Annotated in this window: 20 protein-coding genes, 1 tRNA gene and 1 rRNA gene; 4 read left to right on the plus strand and 18 right to left on the minus strand. The window is 37.4% G+C overall.

Features of this window, described 5'->3' with window-relative positions; all coding sequences use genetic code 11:
* Positions 1-55: 55 nt before the first annotated feature.
* From iolD to iolG, 4 genes are all read right to left on the minus strand, one after another.
* Positions 56-1990, minus strand: coding sequence for a 3D-(3,5/4)-trihydroxycyclohexane-1,2-dione acylhydrolase (decyclizing) (gene iolD, locus AC1DEF_RS24670; RefSeq protein ID WP_097824971.1), 1935 nt, complete (start codon positions 1988-1990; stop codon positions 56-58).
* A 112-nt stretch (positions 1991-2102) separates the two neighbouring features.
* Positions 2103-3560, minus strand: a complete 1458-nt coding sequence (locus AC1DEF_RS24675; protein ID WP_097824970.1) for a CoA-acylating methylmalonate-semialdehyde dehydrogenase — start codon at positions 3558-3560, stop codon at positions 2103-2105.
* Positions 3561-3633: 73 nt separating this feature from the next.
* Positions 3634-4641, minus strand: coding sequence for a 5-dehydro-2-deoxygluconokinase (gene iolC / locus AC1DEF_RS24680; protein WP_043982693.1), 1008 nt, complete (start codon positions 4639-4641; stop codon positions 3634-3636).
* A 76-nt stretch (positions 4642-4717) separates the two neighbouring features.
* On the minus strand, positions 4718-5740 hold the full coding sequence (gene iolG, locus AC1DEF_RS24685) for an inositol 2-dehydrogenase (RefSeq protein ID WP_050691411.1): 1023 nt from the start codon (positions 5738-5740) through the stop codon (positions 4718-4720).
* Positions 5741-6169: 429 nt separating this feature from the next.
* Here iolG and AC1DEF_RS24690 point away from each other — a divergent pair, with 429 nt between their 5' ends.
* Complete coding sequence (locus AC1DEF_RS24690) at positions 6170-7450, plus strand: MFS transporter (protein WP_013055219.1); 1281 nt, start codon at positions 6170-6172, stop codon at positions 7448-7450.
* 63 nt (positions 7451-7513) lie between these two features.
* Here the strand turns inward: AC1DEF_RS24690 and AC1DEF_RS24695 are convergent, their stop codons facing one another.
* Together AC1DEF_RS24695 and AC1DEF_RS24700 are read right to left on the minus strand one after the other, a co-directional pair.
* A complete protein-coding gene (locus tag AC1DEF_RS24695; RefSeq protein ID WP_013055218.1) occupies positions 7514-8512 on the minus strand; it encodes a LacI family DNA-binding transcriptional regulator in 999 nt (332 codons plus the stop codon).
* Positions 8513-8649: 137 nt separating this feature from the next.
* A complete protein-coding gene (locus tag AC1DEF_RS24700; protein WP_097824969.1) occupies positions 8650-9981 on the minus strand; it encodes a prolyl oligopeptidase family serine peptidase in 1332 nt (443 codons plus the stop codon).
* Positions 9982-10251: 270 nt separating this feature from the next.
* On the opposite strand from AC1DEF_RS24700, the gene AC1DEF_RS24705 reads away from it, so the two are divergent.
* The gene (locus AC1DEF_RS24705; protein WP_016762907.1) at positions 10252-10461 is read left to right on the plus strand and encodes an alpha/beta-type small acid-soluble spore protein; all 210 of its coding nucleotides are present in this window, start codon (positions 10252-10254) and stop codon (positions 10459-10461) included.
* A gap of 227 nt (positions 10462-10688) precedes the next feature.
* Here AC1DEF_RS24705 and AC1DEF_RS24710 read toward each other — a convergent pair whose 3' ends face one another.
* From AC1DEF_RS24710 to AC1DEF_RS24725, 4 genes are all read right to left on the minus strand, one after another.
* Positions 10689-10916 (minus strand): hypothetical protein, encoded by a 228-nt coding sequence (locus AC1DEF_RS24710; protein ID WP_097824968.1) that lies wholly within the window; start codon positions 10914-10916, stop codon positions 10689-10691.
* Positions 10917-10991: 75 nt separating this feature from the next.
* Positions 10992-11483 (minus strand): YflT domain-containing protein, encoded by a 492-nt coding sequence (locus tag AC1DEF_RS24715; protein WP_097824967.1) that lies wholly within the window; start codon positions 11481-11483, stop codon positions 10992-10994.
* 174 nt (positions 11484-11657) lie between these two features.
* Positions 11658-13109: a cardiolipin synthase gene (gene cls / locus AC1DEF_RS24720; RefSeq protein ID WP_097824966.1), complete on the minus strand. Its 1452-nt coding sequence runs from the start codon at positions 13107-13109 to the stop codon at positions 11658-11660.
* Positions 13110-13577: 468 nt separating this feature from the next.
* Positions 13578-14408, minus strand: coding sequence for a GNAT family N-acetyltransferase (locus tag AC1DEF_RS24725; protein ID WP_097824965.1), 831 nt, complete (start codon positions 14406-14408; stop codon positions 13578-13580).
* Between the two features lie 148 nt (positions 14409-14556).
* Here AC1DEF_RS24725 and AC1DEF_RS24730 point away from each other — a divergent pair, with 148 nt between their 5' ends.
* Both AC1DEF_RS24730 and AC1DEF_RS24735 read left to right on the plus strand, forming a co-directional pair.
* Positions 14557-14730, plus strand: coding sequence for a hypothetical protein (locus tag AC1DEF_RS24730; RefSeq protein ID WP_165575601.1), 174 nt, complete (start codon positions 14557-14559; stop codon positions 14728-14730).
* Between the two features lie 160 nt (positions 14731-14890).
* On the plus strand, positions 14891-15427 hold the full coding sequence (locus AC1DEF_RS24735) for an SH3 domain-containing protein (protein ID WP_097824964.1): 537 nt from the start codon (positions 14891-14893) through the stop codon (positions 15425-15427).
* A 53-nt stretch (positions 15428-15480) separates the two neighbouring features.
* Here the strand turns inward: AC1DEF_RS24735 and AC1DEF_RS24740 are convergent, their stop codons facing one another.
* The 8 genes from AC1DEF_RS24740 to rrf form a co-directional block, all read right to left on the minus strand.
* The gene (locus AC1DEF_RS24740) at positions 15481-15603 is read right to left on the minus strand and encodes a YjcZ family sporulation protein (protein ID WP_080781703.1); all 123 of its coding nucleotides are present in this window, start codon (positions 15601-15603) and stop codon (positions 15481-15483) included.
* A gap of 229 nt (positions 15604-15832) precedes the next feature.
* The gene (locus AC1DEF_RS24745; RefSeq protein ID WP_043982682.1) at positions 15833-16594 is read right to left on the minus strand and encodes a M15 family metallopeptidase; all 762 of its coding nucleotides are present in this window, start codon (positions 16592-16594) and stop codon (positions 15833-15835) included.
* Between the two features lie 208 nt (positions 16595-16802).
* Complete coding sequence (locus AC1DEF_RS24750) at positions 16803-18056, minus strand: 3D domain-containing protein (RefSeq protein ID WP_477727572.1); 1254 nt, start codon at positions 18054-18056, stop codon at positions 16803-16805.
* 279 nt (positions 18057-18335) lie between these two features.
* The gene (locus tag AC1DEF_RS24755) at positions 18336-20108 is read right to left on the minus strand and encodes an extracellular catalytic domain type 1 short-chain-length polyhydroxyalkanoate depolymerase (protein WP_097824962.1); all 1773 of its coding nucleotides are present in this window, start codon (positions 20106-20108) and stop codon (positions 18336-18338) included.
* A gap of 249 nt (positions 20109-20357) precedes the next feature.
* On the minus strand, positions 20358-20855 hold the full coding sequence (locus AC1DEF_RS24760) for a GNAT family N-acetyltransferase (protein WP_013081583.1): 498 nt from the start codon (positions 20853-20855) through the stop codon (positions 20358-20360).
* A 345-nt stretch (positions 20856-21200) separates the two neighbouring features.
* A complete protein-coding gene (locus AC1DEF_RS24765) occupies positions 21201-21806 on the minus strand; it encodes a hypothetical protein (RefSeq protein WP_013081582.1) in 606 nt (201 codons plus the stop codon).
* A gap of 139 nt (positions 21807-21945) precedes the next feature.
* Positions 21946-22022, minus strand: a tRNA-Met gene (locus AC1DEF_RS24770).
* A gap of 11 nt (positions 22023-22033) precedes the next feature.
* A 5S ribosomal RNA gene (gene rrf / locus AC1DEF_RS24775) occupies positions 22034-22149 on the minus strand.
* Between the last annotated feature and the right edge of the window lie 32 nt (positions 22150-22181).

Here is a 22181-nt window from a genome sequence, read left to right on the forward strand (position 1 = left end):
CCTCTTTTATATTTATCGAATGTTTCTCTTCAACAACCTCATTTTCTCCTGCTCCTTAATAAACTCTTGCCATTTCAAGGTTTTTCACCTTATCTTCATAAGCTTCCTGTACATGCTGATTTTTAGATACCTCTGCTACTCCTACATGCCACCATGATTCATAACCGTTCGTCATAGTTTTTGGCAGTACTTTAATATCAATTAGCGTAGAAACCTCTTGTTTTTGTGCATCTTCTATCGCCGTTTTTAATTCTTCAAGAGAACTTACGCGATACGTTTTTACACCGTAGCCTGCGGCGCTGGCTGCAAAATCAATTTTCATCACGTTTCCGTTTAGTTTTCCTGTTTCATCGTTTCGATAACGAAACTCTGTGCCAAAGCTCCCCATACCGTTTGACATTTGAAGGTTATTAATGCACCCGAAGCCTGAGTTATCAAACAGTAAAATGTTTATCTTTTTTCTTTCTTGAAGGCTTGTAATAAGCTCTGAATGAAGCATTTGATAGCTTCCATCTCCAACCATCGCATACACTTCCTTAGCTGGTTCTGCCAGCTTAACTCCAAGTGCGCCTGATACTTCATATCCCATACATGAATATCCATATTCCATATGATAGGTATTAGGTTTAGTAGACTTCCACATTCTCTGTAAGTCGCCTGGAAGACTTCCTGCTGCACCAACAATGACGGAGTTGTCATCAAGGAGCTTATTCACCTCTCCAATTACTTCGGTTTGCGTTAATTGAGTACCAAGTGATTCTACATATTCAGCTAAGCTTTCATCTAAATGACCTTGTATTTCCGGAACAAAATCTGCACCAGTAAAACGTATGCTATGCAGACGCTCTAATTCTGTTTCCCATGCGTCTTTAGCATTTGCAATTTCTGTTGTATAACCAGACTGATAGCCAATTGATTTTAGCTCTTTCATAAGAGCAAGCAATCCTTCTTTTGCATCAGCTACAAGTTTCACAGCATCAAGTTTATTTGCATGAAATTCAGACGTGTTAATGGTAAGAAATTGCACGTTGGGATTTTGAAAAAGCTGTTTAGATGCTGTTGTAAAATCAGTAAATCGAGTGCCTACTCCAATTACTAAATCTGCTTCTTTAGCGATTGTATTAGCAGCTGAGTTCCCTGTTACACCTATTCCGCCCAGATTATAGCGATAGTCACTTTCAACGGCACTTTTCCCTGCTTGAGTTTCTCCAAATGGAATATGGAACTCACTAGCAAATTGTTTTAGCTCTTTTACAGCTTCTGAATACCGAACGCCTCCTCCACAAATGATGATTGGCTTTTTCTTTGTTTTCATTAATTGAATTGCATCTGCTAGACTGTCCCTAGTCGGAAGGCGGCGCTCAATGCGGTGAACGCGCTTTTGGAAGAAATAAGCTGGAAAATCCCATGCTTCCCCCTGCACATCTTGAGGCAAACAAATAGTTACAGCTCCCGTATCTGCTGGATTCGTTAATACACGCATCGCATTAATCATAGCTGTCATCAATTGTTCAGGGCGGCTTACGCGATCCCAGTACTTACTCACTGGTCGAAAAGCATCGTTTGTAGAAATAGATAAATCATATGACTGTTCAATTTGCTGCAAAACGGGATCCGGCTGTCTAGTTGCAAATACATCACCAGGAAGCAGCAAAATTGGAATATTATTAGCTGAAGCAGTGGCTGCCGTTGTAACCATATTTGCTGAACCTGGCCCCACTGAAGATGTGCAAGCCATAATTTGCTTTCGATGTTTTTGTTTTGCAAAAGCCATCGCTGCATTGGCCATTCCTTGTTCATTACGTCCTTGATATACATCTAGATTTCCTGGATCTTCTTCCAAAGCTTGCCCAAGACCTACCACATTTCCGTGCCCGAAAATTGTAAAAATCCCTTTAATAAACTGATGCTGCTTTCCATCAAATTCAACATACTGCTGATTTAAAAACTTCACTAATGCTTGTGCCGTCGTCATTCTAACTGTTTCCATGCTTCTTTCTCCCTTCTAGTACTAGATTGCGATTTTAAAAAAGGAAGCATAAGGAATATCTTTAATTCCTGATACTTCCTTTAAAAATGAGATGCGATTTTTAATGAATTACTTACCAGCGCGTTGTTACCATTTTCTTTCTTGTATAAAACTCCACGCCATCCGTACCGTTTGCATGAAGATCACCATAAAAAGAATCTTTCCAGCCAGAGAATGGGAAGAATGCCATAGGTGCCGGTACCCCTACATTTACTCCTAACATACCAGATTCAATATTTTCACGGAACTCACGTACACTTGCGCCGCTATCTGTATAAATACAAGCACCGTTTGCAAATCGAGAGTTATTAGCTACTTCAATAGCTTCTTCTAATGTTTTCACACGTACAATGGACAGCACAGGTGCAAAAATTTCATCTTGCCAAATTTTCATTTCTTGCGTAACATGATCAAAAATCGTTGGTCCGACAAAGTAGCCATTGCCATTTACTGCTGCATCTGTGCGACCGTCACGAATAAGCTTTGCTCCTTCTTGCACGCCTGATTCAATATAGCTGAGCGTACGCTCTTTATGATTTTCACGAATAACTGGTCCTAAGAAGACATTTTTTTCTAAGCCGTCGCCAATTACAATATCATTTGCTTCCTCTACTAATCTTTCAATTAGCTGATCCGCAATTTCTTCTTGTACAGTAACAACAGATGCTGCCATACAACGTTCACCTGCTGAACCAAAAGCGGCTCCGATAATTTGTTTTGTTGCTACGTTCAAATCTGCATCCTTTAATACAATTGAATGGTTTTTAGCACCGGCTAAAGCTTGAACACGCTTTAAGTTTTCCGTACCTTTTTTGTACACGTACTCAGCTACAGGCTGGGAACCTACAAACGAAATAGCTTTCACTAACTTATGTTCAAGAAGACCGTTTACCACATCATGCGCGCCGTTTACAATGTTTAATACACCTTTTGGCAAACCAGCTTCTTCAAATAATTCTACTAATCTTGTAGCTAAAAGCGGTGTACGCTCAGAAGGCTTTAACACAAATGTATTGCCGCAAGCGATCGCAAGCGGGAACATCCAGCAAGGAACCATCATTGGAAAATTAAACGGCGTAATTCCCCCAATGACACCAATTGGGTAGCGGTACATGCCAGACTCAATGTCTGTTGCAATATCAGGAAGCTGTTTCCCCATCATTAACGTAGGAGCACCCGCCGCAAATTCTACACATTCAATACCACGCTGCACTTCGCCTCGCGCTTCGTTAAAGCTTTTTCCGTTTTCAACCGTCACTAACTTTGCTAATTCATCCCAGTTATCTACTAATAGCTGCTGATACTTGAATAAAATTCGTGCACGTTTAGGCACGGCTGTTTTTGCCCACCCTTTGAACGCTTCATTTGCTGCTTGCACCGCTTGATCTACGTCTTCTTTTGTAGAAAGAGGTACCTGTGCGATTAATTCACCTGTCGCTGGGTTATACACAGGTTCCGTTTTTGATGTAGCTGATTCAATCCATTGTCCACCAATATAGTTTTTTACTGTTTTTACTGCTGTCTGTGTCATAGAATATCTCTCCCTTTATCTCATTTTAATAAGTTGCTATTCCTCTAATCTCTCAAGATTTTCCCTTTGTTTATTAAACTTCCTGCAAAACTTCCGTTGCTGTCTCCATAAAGTTGAAGAGCTCAACGCTTGTCGGCATAGCATCTGAACAGCTGTGTTTTGAAATTACAATCGAAGCGGAGGCACCCCCCAATCGCATTGCCTGTGGAATTTCCAGCCCTTGCATCAATCCGTAAATAAAGGCTGAAGCATATGAATCACCAGCGCCAAACGTTTTCAGAACTTTTGTTTTAAATATTCCTCCGCGGTGAGATTTACCATCTCTTGTATAGGCAATAGACCCTTCTCCACCGTGCTTAATCACGACGATTTGAGCATGGTGAGAAAACCAGCGCTCTGCTGTTACTTGATCATTAGATTCTTTATAATTTAAAAGTTTTTCCATCATGTCAAACTCTTCTCGCGTACCAATAATTACATCTGATTTTTCAGCGGCTAAATTAAAATAGACTGCCGTTTCAGCTTCCGATTCCCATGTATATGGACGATAGTCGATATCAAAAAACACTACAACTTCATGCTTGCGTGCGTGTTCTAGTGCTAAAAACACTGCTTCACGAGAAGGACTTTGCGCAAGAGCTGTTCCAGATATTAAAAGTGCCTTTGACTGTTTGATATATTCTTCGGATACTTCTGTAGGACTTAGCTTTAAATCCGCTACGTTATCACGATACATTAAGATGCTGCAATCTGTAGGGCTCTTGATTTCCGTAAAAGCAAGCCCCGTTACGGCCCCCGTTTTATCAACAACAATGCTATCTGTATTAATCTTATTTTTTTGCAGATAATCCATAATGAAGCGTCCCATTTGATCATCTGATACTTTTCCGATAAAACCGGTTTTTAAGCCTAGCCTTGCTGCTCCAATCGCAATATTAGCCGGAGAGCCTCCGACATATTTAGTAAATGTTTTAGTCTCTTCCATTGGACGCTGTGTTTCATTTGCATTTAAATCAATACATAAACGGCCAACAGCGATGAAATCTAACCCACGATTTTCTTTAAAAACAAGCGGATTCATCTTTATTCCTCCTTAGTTAAGCGCTTTCCTAAAAGGGTAGAAAGACCAATTTCTTTCATCCCCACGTTTACTGTCATTAATTCACTGCGTATTTTTTATGTTCAATCTTCACTGGCTGCCCGGATAGTAAAGATTCTTTTGCTGCTTTAGCAATCCGTTCTGCTTGTAACCCATCGTTCCCTGTACAAATAACGCTTTGCTTTTCCATAATTGCTCTTGCAAACTGTGTCACTTCCGCTATGTACGCTTGTGTATAGCGCTCAAGAAAGAAATACAGCGGCTTCTCTTTGACTACGCTTTCGCCTGTTGATATTTCTACTGTAGTAGGACGGCAATTGTCAGCGGCAGCTGCACCTTTTTCACCAAAAACTTCAAGGCGCTGATCGTAACCGTAGACAGCTTGACGACTGTTATCGATTACACCTAAAGCTCCATTTGCAAATTTTAATGACACAATTGCTGTATCTATATCCCCTGCTTCTTCAATAGCAGGATCGATGAGCGTCGTGCCGTAAGCCGATACTTCAATTACTTCACTGTCCATTACATAACGAGCCATATCAAAATCATGAATCATCATATCCATGAACAATCCTCCTGAAGCGCGAACGTATTCCGGACTCGGAGGCTGAGGATCTCTGGAGGTGATTTTTAAAATGTGCGGCTGTCCTACTTCTCCTTGCTGTACAAGATCATGCACTTTTTTAAAGTTGGGATCAAAGCGTCGGTTAAAGCCAACTTGAAGCTGCACGCCATGTTCTTTTACTACTTCTAACGCTTGGATTGTTTCTTCTACTGAAAAACTAACGGGCTTTTCACAGAAAATATGCTTTTTCGCTCGAGCTGCTTCTTTAATAATCGATGCGTGCGTATTCGTTGGCGAACAAATGAAAACGGCATCAATTTCTGGATCAGCTAATAAATCTTGATAATTTGTTGTTAACGTCGAAATTTCTTTACTTGCAGCCCATTCATGTAAATGGTCTACTACCACATCTGAAACCGCTTTAATTTTTATTTGCGGCATTAATTTTAAATTATCAACGTGTAATTTCCCTATGCGTCCAGCACCAATTATTCCAATTGTAAGAATCCCCATCTTATTTTCCCCTTTAATTAAAAGTTAAGAAAACATTCGCTCAAACCTTTATAAAGGTTAAGCGCTTTCCTGATTCCAATTATACATAACGTTTTCCGAAATGCAAACAGTTTTTATAGATTATTTAGAATATTTGTTTTTTAACATTCTAAATGCACACTATAAAAAACTATTTTTATTTTTTATCTATTTATCGATGAAACATAAAGAAATTCTCTATATTTAAGTATTTTTATCATGAATTCAGTGATTATTGACTTACATACTAATATTTTTATGATCGAAATAATTTAATTGAAAATTATATATATTTAAAATTTTAATTGACGTTCAAAAAATGTAAGCGTATACTTTTTATCAAATAGATTAAGCGCTTAACCAAATTAGTTTGATGTTTTACACAAAATAATCGATCTGGTGGTGTGGAAAATGAATGAATTTATTTCCAGAAAAACGGCTTTAGACAGGATTGGGATCCCTTCTCATTTAACGTGGGGATACATAGGTATTATTGTTTTTATGATTGGCGATGGTTTAGAACAAGGATGGTTATCTCCTTATCTTGTAGAACGAGGTTTAACCATTGAACATGCTGCTTTACTGTTTACTGTTTACGGCATTACGGTCTCTGTTTCTTCCTGGTTCTCCGGCGTACTGGTTCAACTGTGGGGTCCTAGAAAAGCAATGGCATTCGGCTTGATATCCTTTATTATTGGTTCAATTGGATTTATAGGTTTAGGACTTCATATTATGAATTACACCATTATACTAATTTGTTATGCTCTTAGAGGATTTGGTTACCCTTTATTTGCTTACTCATTCTTGGTCTGGGTGTCTTACCGCACGCCCCAGGAAATGCTTTCAAAAGCAGTAGGCTGGTTTTGGTTTGTCTTCCAGCTCGGATTAAGCGTAATCGGAGCCTTTTACTCAAGTTATATGGTTCCAAAAATTGGAGAAATCGCTACCTTATGGAGTGGTTTACTTTTTGTTTTGATCGGTGGAATCTTTTCGATTATTATGAATAAAGACAAGTTTACCGTACAAAAAGTAAACGATAATAAAACAAAAGAATTAATGAAAGGGATTACAATTGCATTTGAGAACCCTAAAGTAGGAATCGGCGGTATCGTAAAGATTATTAACTCTGCTGCTCAATTTGGATTTGTTGTTTTCTTGCCAACATATATGATGAAACATGATTTTACGATGAGTGAATGGTTGCAAATCTGGGGTACATTGTTTTTTGTGAATATGGCTTTTAATATTATTTTTGGTATTGTTGGAGATAAGTTTGGCTGGGTAAATACAATCAAATGGTTTGGCGGAGTTGGATGCGGAATTGTAACACTTGCTCTCTACTATGTACCGCAATTCGTCGGACATAATTATTGGGTAATGATGATTGTCGCATGCTGTTACGGTGCAACGCTAGCAGGTTATGTCCCTCTTACAGCGTTAGTGCCTTCTTTAGCTCCGGAGAATAAAGGAGCTGCAATGTCTGTGTTGAACTTAGGATCTGGACTTTCTGCTTTTGTAGGTCCTTTAATTGTGACCGTTTTTATTGGTCTTTTGGGCACGGGCGGCGTAATTTGGATCTTTGCTTGCTTATACTTCTTTGGTGCTTTTCTAACTGGTTTCCTTACGATTCCAACAGAGACAACTATTAAAGGCGAAACAATAAACGAAGTCAAAAGTCCGGTCTCTCTATAAATATGCTTAAGAAGAAAAAGCTGCAGGTGTCTCAACACCTGCAGCTTTTTTATCTTCTCTATTTTATAACTTTTTTACCGACGCACGTTCTACTAGTTCGGGAATAATCGTTACTCGCTGTTTCGCATGCTCTTCTTTTTTCATAGACTTTAACAGCTGTTCAAACGTACTAGTAGCCATCTGAGAAATGGGTTGTTCAATCGTTGTCAAACCCGGCTCAGCAATATCAGCATAAATCGTGTTATCGAATCCAATTACCGACAGATCTCCCGGGATCGAAAGCCCCTGCTTTCTTGCCTCGTTTATGAGCGATACCCCAATTAGATCTGTACATGCAAAGACTGCTGTTGGCCTATTAGGTAAGGAAAGCAGCTGTTTACTTGCTCTCCTGCTATCTTCTACTGTTGAATAACAGCTGATAATGGATTGATTTTCTAGTGATAAATTTGCTTCTGTGAGCGCTTGTTTAAATCCCGCTAATCGTCCCTCACTGCTTTTTCTATCTTTTTCAGTCATAATCGTTACCGATTGATGACCTTTTTCTATTAAATACGTACCTGCGATATATCCTCCGCGAACGTTATCAATTGTCACTACATGCGTTGAAATAGAAGGATGGTCAACTGAAAACAATACAAGCGGTACATCATGCTTCACGATCTTCTTTACGAGCTTCGTATCATTTAGTTCGGTTGCGATAATGATTCCATCTACTTGTTTTTTAAATAAAAGATCTATATATTCATGTTCGCGCGCAGTTTGATGATCTGTACTGCATAAAAAAAGCGTGTATCCCGCTGCTCTAGCACTATTTTCAAAAGCTCTTGCTACCTCTGCAAAAAAAGGATTCGAGATATCAGGAACTAGAACACCGATCGTGTACGTCTTTTTTCCTGTTAACGCCGCTGCAACACTGCTAGGCTGATAATCTAATTCCATCATTACTTCATTCACTTTTTTTATCGTTTTTTCACTAATACGGCCTGTTTGATTGATTACTTTGGATACAGTGGCTATTGATACCCCTGCTTTTTTCGCAACATCGTAAATGGTTGGTTTCACTTTCACTGTTCCTTTCTTCGTGATCTCTTTCCTTATTTTATCACGAAAGTATTCAATCGTTTATTTTAGATACAACCTTTCGTTTTAAAAGAGAAATAAAAAAGCTGTTCAATGTGCAACAGCTTTTTTTAAAATGATTAATTTTTCAACGATTGTTTGCTCATCCATTCCATTATGCTTGTTGTGCTTCCGTTTATTTTAGCGTTGGGCTCATTATTATACAGATATATCCAAGATGAATGTCCATTATACTGATAGGGCGAACCATCGTTATTTTTATACAAGCCTGTGGTGTCATGGACATCCTCAAATAGTGATAAATAAACATTATTTGCATGGCTTTTCACCAAACGTTCATAAGTTGGAAGAGTGTTAATTGTTGGCGGAAGGACCGTATCATTCTTGGCGGCTACGAACCAAATAGGTGTTTCTTTCATCTTTTCAATATCTTGATTCGTAATTAATCTATCATTTAGTCCTTCACATACTGGAAATGCTGCTGCAAAGTATTTTGGATAATCACGAATCATAAGCATAGTCATATATCCGCCATTAGATGCTCCTCCGATATAGATTCTATTGGGATCAATATCAGGGTTTTTAGAAACATATTCTTCAATTAAGGCCATCAGTGATTCTTTATAAATAGAAGTTCCATCCGCTTTACCCGTATAACCATCCATCCATTTTGTTGGCGCTTGCGGTACTAAAACGTAGGCACCTTCAAAATAAGCCTGAGTTTCTTTTGTGATAAAACTAGCAGCTTTATTGGCAGATAAGGGAATTGTTGCATCTGTTCCTCCCTCTCCTCCACCATGTAGCCAAATGATTAATGGATTCTTTTTCTTATCCTTTGCTGGTGCATGACTTGCGTATGCTAATTCTATATTTTGATATATACCTTTTTTAATTGTAAAATCATCTACGAGTTCTTTTTTCTCTCCCGCAAACTGTTTCACTACAAGCCCTGACAACTTTCCTTTATTTGTTATCATGTCTTTTTGCTGAGTAATGGTATATTGACTGTCTATCCATGCATTTAACCCTGTACCATATTCATCGTAATTTAGTGGTGCTCCTAATGAAACAGCTGGTCCAACTTCCATTTCTAAAACTGCATATTTTCCAGTATGTACGGCTGGTTGTCCATCTTTATCGGATACATAGGCTTTTTTTACTGTACGACCTCCTTGTTCCAATAAAGACGGTTCTAATCGACTATCACTTCGAGCCACATGCACCTTAAACGTTTCTTTTGTAAGTGAATTGGTTGGAACAGGTTCACCTAAGTCAATAATAATTTTTGTGATCGCCGCTCCCCAGTCATAAATCTCTGTCACTGTACGATAGGATGTAGATTTTTCGTGCGTCTGCTTCGCCAGCGCTGCTTTCTCATAAGAGAGTACAATGCCAATTGCTAAACTCAATGTAATAGCCAATAGTACAGACTTTTTTAACCTTTGATACATAGCAAATCTCCTCCTTTTAAATAGAATAGGAATATTAAAATTCTCCTTCTATCTTAATCGTTTTGTAACCGCTTACTTACTTGTGTTCTATTTTACTTGCCCCCTCTCTCTTTCTACACATAATTATTTTCCGTTACCTAGCGGAAACTTTTGGTTCTTTATTCCAATAAGCATATTCTATAAGTCCCTGAAAAAATTTTTTTATTTTATGTATAAAAACTATCTATTAATCAAATCATAATCTTAACCTTATAAAAGGAGTTGATTATGATGGCAAACAGCAGAAATAAGAGCAGCAACGAATTAGCAGTACACGGTGCTCAACAAGCAATCGATCAAATGAAATATGAGATCGCTAGTGAATTTGGCGTAACTCTTGGTCCTGACACAACTGCACGCGCAAACGGCTCAGTAGGCGGCGAAATCACAAAACGTCTTGTGCAAATGGCTGAACAGCAACTTGGCGGCGGACGTTTCTAAATCACTATCATAAGCAATACGGTTGGAGGAAGAGCGAATAACCGTTCTTCCTTTTCCCATTTTTACATAATCTCTTATCGCGTTTCTTCTCCTCTATATGTATCTAAAACAAAACCTCTCCATAACGTTTACGTTCCGTTATATAAGGTTCTCTTTCTCTCACAATAGATTGTTTATGATAAAACATAAAAAGAAGTTCCTTTTATAGGAACTTCTTTCATCTCACTCTATAAATATGCAAGCTCTTTAGATATCTTTTCGGTCTTTGCTTTTAGCTGCTCTTGCTGACCTTCTAAGTCAGCAAGAACAGCTAATACTTCCGTATTCTCTGGTTCTTCTTCATACTGTTTTAACGTAGCAACAAGAGACTGTGAAACTTTGATGAGCTTCTGATTAACTTCTTGCTGCTGTTTTAAATAGTCAAGTTCGTATTCTGTTTTTTCTAGATTTCTCATCGGTCCCCTTCCTTTCGTTAACTAGCTTTTATTTAAGAACGCAGTCTTTTATTATCGCATTTGGTTACTTCAACATTACCTTATTTTATTTTCGTGATTGCCGTATAACATTTTTTCATTCATTGGGTCAGCTGATTTTTCAGCAGGTGTCACTGTTTGTCCTAGAGCTGAATTATGTTTATCATGCTCAAGTGCGTCTACCATCAGCAAAACTTTTCCTTTTTTAAGATCAGATACATATGAGGAAGCTTCTGCAGCAGGTACACCATATTCGGTTAATTGATTTTCGATTCGATTAACATCTTGATCCATTTTTTCTTCAGACGGCGTAAAAGCATTTTTTATTTTCTCCATAAAGGATTGATGGTGCTTTGAGTGTTGATCTGTATCAACTGTTTGCACATCAATTCCTGCAGAATGCTCAATCGCTTCTGTATTTTCATGACGCAGACCACTGTTTGTCAAGACAGAAAGTGCACTGTCCGGATATCCCTGTGTTTTTAAATTTCGAATCGCTGTAATAACCGCTGCCTCTGAATCATACGTACCTACTACATTTTTTGTCATTTTCTATTCCTCCTAGGTATTATCATTTTTTAGCTTGTTATAGTATTAATACCCTTGGATTTTTTGGTAAAACTTTTTAATTTTATCTCTAACTCTCCTTACAAGGAGAAACCAATAAAATAACAGACCTGAATCTAAAAATTCAAGTCTGCTTCATGATATCAATGATTTGTATTATAAAATTGGTGACAGTAAGCGAGATACCGCTTCTTTAAATTTTATAAGAAGAGAGCGCTCTTTATATCGTTCAAACGTTAATTTTGAACTGCATTGCACATCTTCAAGAAACAGGTTCTGCAACTTTTTGGTAATAGGCTGGTCATATACAACTGCATTCACTTCAAAATTAAGGCTGAAACTTCGTGGATCAATATTCGTCGTGCCTACAGAAGACACTTCATTATCTACTACAATCGTTTTAGCATGCAAAAAGCCTTTTTCATAGAGATAAATATGTGCACCATACGTCAGCAGTTCGCCTACGTGAGACCACGTAGCCCAATAAACAAAAGGATGATCGGGTTTGTTTGGAATCATAATATGAATCTCTACTCCAGATAATAAAGCAATTTTACAAGCATCCATAAAGCTTGCGTCTGGAATAAAGTAAGGCGTTTGAAGGTACACACTTTCTTTGGCCGACATAATCAATGAGATATACATGTTTTTCAGATGCTGAGTAGTCGAGTTTGGCCCGCTTGCTACAATTTGTACAGGAACCGTTCCAGAATGAGTTTCTGTACGATGCAAAAATTGTTCCAGTTCAATTGGCTGCTTTGTTGCTTGATGCCAATCTAAAATGAATCTCCCTTGAATATCGTTCACTGACTCTCCTTTAATACGAAAATGAGTGTCTCTCCAATAACCCATTTTTGGATCTAACCCTAAATATTCATCTCCTACGTTAAATCCTCCTATGTATGCTACTTCACCATCAATAATACAAAGCTTTCGATGATTTCGATTGTTAATCCGAAAATTAATTAAGCGAAAAATTGAAGGGAAAAACGCCTGTGCTTCGCCGCCATATGAAATAAGCTCCTTAAAAAATGATGGCGTCATTTTTCTAGATCCTACTTCATCATAAAGAACGCGAACCTTTATGCCTTCTTTTGCTTTTTTTGTTAGCTCATCTCTTAATTTTTTCCCAAGATTATCTCGTTGAATAATATAATATTGAATATTAATTTCTTTTTTAGCATTTCGAATGTCCTCAAACAATGCATCAAATTTCTGATTACCATCACTAAAGATATCAATTTCATTGTCCGTGCGCACGAGTGACTTAGAAGAATTTAAATTAGTGAACAGCAGTTTATTATGTTGAATCAATAAATCATTTCGATACTCATGGGTAGCTTTAAGTTCTTTTAATTGTTCATCTACTGAAGATCTTAAATATTCCCGCTCATCAGATGATAACTTATAAAAGTTCTTCTGTTTTAGCTGTCTTCCAAAGAATAGATATACAATAAAGCCGACAATCGGTATAAAAAATAAAATAAGAAGCCACGCCCATGTAGATCCTATATCTCTTCGTTCGATGAAAATAAGAATACCGGCTAATAAAACATTAATAGCTGTTACAACAGATACACTTAGTGTAAAGATATGGGCAAATTCCATCCTATTACTCCTTTCTTTCTACTGCATTGCTTTATTAACTCATTTCCGTTTTTAACGCTTTCATTCACTTTACTATACATAACACAGATCGCTTCCTTTTTCACCTTTAGGATCCAAATTTTTTCTTTTTTGCTACACTAAAAATGTGAAATATTTCTTTTATGGTGTATTAAAAACAAGGGGGGAGATAATTTGTTTTTTTCGTTTATTTTTCTTAGCCTCATCAATGTATTTGTCAGTATTAGCCTGGGGTATACGGCTTATCAATTATTTAGAAAAGCATTTATTGGAGGTATTCTTACGTGTATCCTTGCTTGCAGCGCTCCTATCATGTTTGTATGGCCTTCCCTGTTTCTATCAACGGGCATATCACTTTTTCTCTACTTTCTCATTATTTACTCAAAAAAGCACATATCATCTAATATATAAATAAAAAACACGAAAATCTAAGATTTCCGTGTTTTTTATCTACAAGCTGTATACGTAATAATCTTGCACGTGATATGAATCGAAACCGCATGTTTCGTAGAGTTGCAAAGCGCGTTTGTTTTTCGCTTCAACCTCAAGAAATATATCATATCCTAGCCGAAACTGCTTTAAAACAACTTGTTTTAAAGCAGCTTTTCCTATTCCTGATTTTTGGTAAGAAGGTAAAATACCAAATCCATAAATCCATGCTTCGCTTTTATCATACGATACCCTTAACTTTCCAACCGCTTGACTATTGTACTCTACGATAAAATGAATTTGCTGTTCTTCCGTTTTCGTTTGTTCATAATAAGCAGCTGCTTCTGTTAAAGACATACCAAAGCATTCCACATCGACTTGCATTTCCATTTTCATATCTGTATCTGATTGGGAAGAGCGAAGTGTAACAAAGGGATTATCATCTTCCAATTCTTTTTCTGCCCACTTCATTTGATATTCTGAAAAAGTAAATGAACATGGAATTTGCTTTAAGAACTCCCTGCCTGAAACCGAATCGCCAGGAGCATTTAATAAAATCTCTGTATACCCACGCTTCTTACATATATGTAAAGCTTGAGAAAACAGCTTTGAAAAAATCCTTTTTCGGCGATAGCTAGGAGCGACCATTCCGCATATTTCTACTGTATTCCCAAACCCATAAAGACCAATAAACCCAACAAGCTGATTATCTTCATAATGAAAAAAATCGTTAACTTCATTTTGTTTTCGACTTCGTAACATATCAAAATTCAGCTTCAGCTCTATGTGCTCTTCTTGTTCGCAAATAGACTGTAGCTTTTGTATATCTTCTAACACATGTTGTTCTAACATAAAACGCCCCCTGCATTCTTCTTTTTATTATAAGTTCGGCTTTATTTAACTTTTTCCTTTCATCTTTAGCGCAATAGTCGAATAATTATAGGGTAAAAGCAAGATCAAAAAGCATATAGAGTAATCAAACTAAATAGGCGGGGTGCTTATGAAAAAGACCATTTTAATAAGTTTTATGGCACTAGTTGCTTTAACCATTATTTATTGCCTGCAGAAAGAATTCATTTTCGCTTTAGCTTTGTGGAGCATTTATGGAACAGTATTATCTGTTTTTGTATATTTTTCTTTTTACAAATCAACGGAAGATCGCGAGGAGGAGTAACAATAAAGCTATTAAAAGGTCGGTGAAATAAACTTTTTTACAGACCTTTTATAAATTTACAACTGGGATATATGTTGGTAACAACTTAGAAACAAGTAACCCTTATTCTTAGTGTTATAGAAAAGTTATTACCTATTTCACTAAGGAGTTGGATATTTGTATGAAGACAATTACAAAATCTATATCGGTTTTAGCATTAGCAGCGGGCTTTACTTTTTCATCTCTATCTGGAACACTGCCATTCACTCACGAGCAAACAGCAAGTGCAGCAGAAAAAATAAACGCACCGTTCAGCGTATATGAAGTGACCGCAAACGTACTCAATATACGTACAAAACCTAGCACTCAGGGAAAGATTCTTGATACATTAAGAAAAAAAGATCAAATCGAAGTAGTCAAGTTTGTAAATGCAGACTGGGCCGCCATTAAAATAATTGGCGGCACCGGATATATCAGTACTTCCTATTTAATGAAAGTCCCTACTACTGTTCATACAGCTGCTAACCTTAATTTACGCACAGGGCCTAGCACAAGCAACAAAGTTGTAACAACTATTCCTAAAGGAAAAAGCGTCAGCTTCTTAGCTTGGGGCTACTCAAAAGATAACAAGCTTTCATTTGATTGGGCTTTTGTAGAATACAACGGCTTTAAAGGATATGTAAGCACTGCGTACTTACAGTTACCTACTTATAGATAAAAATAGATAACTCCCTTGAATTATTTCAAGGGAGTTTATTTATGGACACCTGATTAATAGTGCCCTGCCCATGAAGCACCGATGATAATTAGTAAAATAAATAGCACAACGATTAGCGCAAAGCTACTTCCGTGACTTGATCCGTACCCATAACCATAACCTCCGTAAAAACTCATTTTCTTTCACCTCCCTTTTTTGTAGAATATGTGAAGGGAAATGAAAACGAACATGAGTATTCTTTATCACAAAATTCATTATAATTTATAAACGTTAACTCTTTTACTAGTAAGGCATAGGATATATCATCCCGTGCTTCATCTCTACATCTTTCCCTCGTTCCCCTTTTTAAAGTAAGGGTATATTCCAGCAATACAAAAAAAGAAGAGTTTATATAACTCTTCTTTTTTATTGAACCAGATTATCAACTTGCATGTAGTCATTATAATATTCTTCTAACGTAATTCCTTTCTTAGACACCTTAGAGGCGAGTTCTTTTCCGACAAATCGTATATGCCACGGCTCATATTTATAACCTGTAATCTGCTGCTTTCCTTCTGGATAGCGAACAATATATCCGTATTTATATGAATTTGCTTCAATCCATTTGGCTTCAGGAGTATCTTTAAAACAATCTTGAGCTGCACACTTACCGGTGCTGCTTGATACATCTATACTTAAACCAGTTTGATGTTCACTGCTGCCTGGATGAGCACTGTAATGATTAGCTGCCGCTTCTCCATCTTGTTTTATATACGCTTGATAAAGAGATTCTTGACGACTTTGAGAACGATAGGCAGAAACACCGGCTAGGTAAATTCCTTCTCGTTCAGCAGCTGAAAACATCCTTTCTAATGCTTTTGCTGCTTCTGTACGCATTTGGCGCTTTTCGATTTTTTCTTTAAATACAAACCGAACGTCTGGGTATACAAGGTCAGTGGGTTCATAGTGATCAGGAAGAAGATTTTGCTTGTTTACTAACACAGCAATGGATTCTGGGTTCCCTACAATTTCTATACTATTCTGCTTCTGTTTAGAAGAAGATAAAGGATTATGATCAGACGTATTCAAATGATCATCGTGCTGAAATAATCCCTGATAGCCTAGATACGAGAATCCTGCGATAACACCCAGCACTATTAGTAAAGCCATTTTTTTATAAAGTTTCATATTTCTATACTCCTGACATATTTTCAGCTTTTTAGGACACTCAAACATTGTATACAAATCAAGAAATAATTACTAATATAACAAACTAATTCCTACTATAAATTTTAGTATGCCCGGACCTAATTTTTTCAAACGTTCATTTTAAGCATAAAAAAAGAGATGTCTCCTAAAAGACATCTCTCTTTACTTCTATTCTATAAGACTAGTATTAGTCGATAACTGTAATTTTAACTGATCTTCTGCCCCAGTCTTGTGCAGCACTATCTGAAGAAACGAATACATCAATTCGATTTCCTTTAATTGCGCCACCTGTATCTGCTGCTACAGCTTGACCATAACCTTCAACGTATACTTTTGAACCTAATGGAATAACGCTAGGATCAACCGCAATTACTCGTTGATTTGGATTTGATTTTAAATTTACTCCAGTAGCTGTTGTACCACTGCATCCAGCACAGTTAGCTGTATAAGCTGTTGCTTCAACAGTCATAGACTTGCCGCTAGCTTGCTGTTGAGACTGCTGTTGCTGCTGTTGAGCTGCTTGTTGCTGTTGCTGAGCTGCTTGTTCTTTTTGTGCTTGCTCTTGTGCTGCCTGTGCTTGTGCTGCTGCTTGAGCTTGCTCTTGTTCTTGTTCTTTTTGTGCCTGCTCTTGTGCTGCCTGTGCTTGTGCTGCTGCTTGTGCTTGCTCTTGCTCTTGTTCTTGTTGTGCTGCCTGTGCTTGTGCTGCTGCTTGAGCTTGCTCTTGTTCTTGTTCTTTTTGTGCCTGCTCTTGTGCTGCCTGTGCTTGTGCTGCTACTTGAGCTTGCTCTTGTTCTTTTTGTGCTTGCTCTTGTGCTGCCTGTGCTTGTGCTGCTTGAGCTTGCTCTTGTTCTTTTTGTGCTTGTTCTTGTGCTGCCTGTGCTTGTGCTGCTTGAGCTTGCTCTTGTTCTTTTTGTGCTTGCTCTTGTGCTACCTGTGCTTGTGCTTGCTCTTGTTCTTTTTGCGTTTTTTCTTGTGCTGCTTGTTCTTGCTGAGCTTGTGCCGTTTGAGACTGCTGCGCTTGTGGAGCTGCCTTTGCTACTGGCGCACTAGCTGTTTGAGATTGAGCTGCTTGTGCCGTTTTAATTTTAAATTGTTCTCCAGGGAAAACTAAATCTGATGTTAAACCGTTCCATTCTTTAATTTCTTCTACTGTTACGCCATAATGTTGACCGATTGACCACAAAGTGTCACCACGTTTTACAGTATGTACGATTTCTTTTATGCTAGATAAGTTTAGTGTCTGATTTGGATAAATTAGTGTTGATGTTAAGTTATTAGCATCTTTTAGCTCGTCTACGCTCACATTATGATTTTGAGCGATTTTCCATAAAGTGTCACCTTTTTGTACTTCATACGTTCCGCTTGTAGAGGCAGATGCTGCACCTACAAATCCTGCTGAAAGAATTGCCGTTGTCCCTAGAGTAAATACAAATTTCTTCATTTTCCGAATACCTCCTTATTTACTCAATGACTGAATGATACCACCTGTTCATTTCACTTCCATTACAGGAATATTTTACTTTTATTACGGATTTAATTAATTTTAAACATTTTCTTGTAATATTTCTGACAATTCATTTTTGAATAATGATTAAATTTCATCAAAATCATGTCAAAATTTGAAGAAAACTCTATAAAAAGTTGGAGTTGTATTCGGTGATAAAAGTAACTTATCAGCAAAAAAAACCTTCTAAAAGCAGTTAGCTTTTAGAAGGTTTTTTTACTGATATGAAACAGTTAAAGTTGGAGCATATGCAGGATTGTCGCCCCCATAAATTTCAACTACGTCACTTAAAAAGTCCGCTGGACCTGAGCTTGACAAGCGAAACTGAGTTTTGCCGGTCCTATTCATATATCCCCAAAGCGAGGAAGGAAGTTGAATAGTTGTATATCCATTATTGAGTGAAGGCACTGATATTTGGAAGCCTCCTGAAATAGATGGTGAAGCCTGATAATCTATTTGTTCTAAAGCACCGCTAGTTCCAAATACACCGCTTTTAATATCGCCTTTCAAAGATGAAATATTACCAGTTGAAGATTTGCGATAAATTTTTAAAGATACATCCGTAATGATTGCATCATCAGGTAAAGAACCTGTGTCAAAAGATAAAATGGTTCGGTATGTGTCGGTATTGTACATTCCTTTATCCCCAATTTTATGAATAGAACTACTCATACCGTCAGCTGATAAGTTTCCGATAAATCCATCTTCAGCAGCAAGTGAAGAAAATACTGAAGATTTCTCTGAAGTTCCAGAAATTTGATAAACTTCCGTCTTTACTTCCTCTTGGTTACCCGCTGCGTCTACACTAAAAAACTTTACTGTTTTGCTAGAGTTGATGGTAATAGGCTCAGAGTACTTTAGAGAATTAACAGTTGGTATGCTTCCATCTAATGTATAGTAAGTGGTGGCAGGTTCATTGGTTGATAATGTAACAGAAACAGAACTTCCATACGTTCCTCCCGCTGGTGAAGCAGCTGTAACCGGTGGGGATATATCTCCTGGATTAGGAGCATCACCATTTTTCGGATGGCTTTTAAAAAAGTTCCAGCTTAATTTAGTTGCATTTGGTCCTTTAGGATCTGTATAAGAACCGGATGTACTTCCCCCTGACCAAGCATGTCCCATTCCTTCTATCATGTACTTTTCCATTACTGTTTTTCCTGCTGTATCTTTGTAAATATATTGCGTATAGCTTCTTCCACCAGATACTGTACCTGTTGCAGTTTGATCTGCCGTATCATCAATATTGTTATTATCCAGCCCATCAGACGCTCTATCATTTGTTTGAGCCCATTGCGATAATATTTGATGCGCATTTATAGGCGCAACAGTGTAGTCAGCTGTCCCATGAAACAAAATAACTGGAACCACTCGTTTATAATCTCCCATGGCTGAATAGGCTAAATCTCCTTGTTGGATAGGATTAGGACCTCCACTGCTCATTGCTGTATAAGCACCTGTCACATTAGTCGCTGCTTTATATTCTAAGCCAGCCCCAACGCTGATAGCCGCAAATATGTCTGGATAAGTAGCTCCCATAATAACACTCATAGCTGCACCAGCAGATAGCCCTCCAACAAAGACTTGGTCGGCATCTATTGAGTAACTGCTTTTTATTTGATTGACCATTCCAGCAATTAACGCTGGTTCACCGCTTCCCCTTGATTGATGAGCAGTATCAAACCAGTTCCAACACTTATTTGAATTAGCAGAAGAGGGTTGTTCTGGATAAAGAACAAGAAACTTCTCTGTCTCCGCCAGTTCATTCATTTGTGTTCCTGCTGCAAATTGATCAGGGTCTTGAGTACAGCCATGTAGCATAACTACTAGAGGTAAGGCAGCACCTCCCTGATAACTGCTAGGTACGTACAGTTTGTATGTCCTTCCGTTATATGTTTTAGAGGTAAAACTTCCTGCGGCTGAAGAAGATACAGCACCTAAAGATAAAAAAAGTATAAAAATCATCCCTGCTATAAATAATCGTTTCATCTTCCTGCTTCCTCCTTATATTGATATGGTTATACTTAGCAGCAAACGTACATATCGGTATGGTATGGAAATGAATAAGAATTACTAGTAAGATGATAGCAAGGTTTTATGTAATAAAATTTATATTAACTGCACGATTTGCCTACGGTTATGAGGACGAATAAAATCATTCATCTCCTAAAAAAAGAAAACGCTTACATAAAATTGTAAACGATTATGCCGATAAATACTATAAAAAAGACATACCTTTTAAAAATAGGCCGGTATGTCTTCTATGGATTGCTTACTTAAGTATTCATATTGTGACTCGCTGCAATTTACCATAGCAATGGATTGAGGATAACGTTGTAAATGAGAAGGGAGCTCCTTAAACCCAAACTGATGATAATATTCAGGAAGAATATCGCTATACAGCATAAAAATAGCGCTGCGCTTCTCTATCTTCATCTTTTTAAAAAAGTCTTCAAGCATATCACGGCCATACCCCATTCGTTGATAAAGCTGGTGTACAACAACAGATCCAATACCATGCAAAGCAAATTTTAATCGAGGAGTTTGTAAAAGAAGCAAAATAAATGAACCAATAATTTGATCCTCTTCATTTACGTATACATACCGAATTCCATATGTTTCTTCTTTTTGATTATCTCTCACATACTCTTTGTACGTCCTGCCTTTAGGCCATGCGGCATATCCCATTTGATAGACTTCTGCCAATTCTTCAGACTTTATTTTTCTTAATAACATGAACATCCCCTCTTTATTTATAATCCCATACGTCAGCAGACATTTTTTATAAAGTTAAAAATAGTTCCTGTATGTATATATTATACTTCATCCTACGGAAGCTTTCTTGCTCTGAGTCCTATTAACAGCTAATATGTGAGCTACTTTCTCAAAAAACTAGAAAAGTTCCTGATAGTTGTTCCTCACCCATAGCAGTCATATAGGTAAAGATACTCTTTATCATTCCATAAAAACATAGAGATGTAAATGTATTTCCAGCTTCATTTAGCATTCATTACGTATTACTCATCAAAAAAAGCATAGAAACTACGTTCTATGCTTTACAGTGAAAGTCATCATCATTTCTTAAGCCTTTTCGTTCTCTACATACTCCACTAGATGAAAGAAAAAACGATATGTAAGAACAAGAACTTCACCTATCGACATTTTTTCATTAAACTCTTTTATAGCATCTAACTCAATATTCACATCCCATAATCCATCTTTATCATTAAATAAAAGCTGGACGCTTGTTGGACTTTCATTAAGTTCTTTAGCAAAAAATTGTTTTAGTAAAGAACCGAATTTTTTTTGCATATGTAGCCCGGTTAATACTTTATATGTGCCAAACACATCATCCACTTCAAAAGAACATCCATCAAGCTTAATAAATTCGAACCATTTTGATTCTACATATAGAAATTCACTTCTGTGTTCTTTCAAGTAAGAAATGGGCGTATCTAAAAACGAAAGAGGAGATTCTTCTGCGATCAGCTCGTCCGTTTCTTTATCTACTCTTTCGATATAAGAATCTTTAAAACGTAAAGATTCCTCTTTTTCTTCTATCATCAGGTTTTGCGGTACCAACTTTTTTTGCAACGCATATTCCTTTTCTTCCTGGTATAGAGATAAAGATTGACCTTGAACGTTCATTTCTTTTTCAATATAAGTTTGAATATTACTTTGTAACATGAAAAAACCTCCTGATTAATCTGCATCACTATCTTATATCATAACCTAAACAAGTGTTTATAAATATAGCCAAACAAAAAATCCTTAGGCTATGCCTAAGGATAATAATGATATATTCAAGTATGTATAAAAGATAATTTGGTTGCGGGGACAGGATTTGAACCTGCGACCTTCGGGTTATGAGCCCGACGAGCTACCGAACTGCTCCACCCCGCGATAATAAAAATGCCTGGCAACGTCCTACTCTCACAGGGACAAAGTCCCAACTACCATTGGCGCTAAAGAGCTTAACTTCCGTGTTCGGTATGGGAACGGGTGTGACCTCTTCGCTATCGCCACCAGACAAGAGATTGCTCTCTCAAAACTAGATAACAG

The organism is Priestia sp. 10L35, assembly GCF_056395685.1.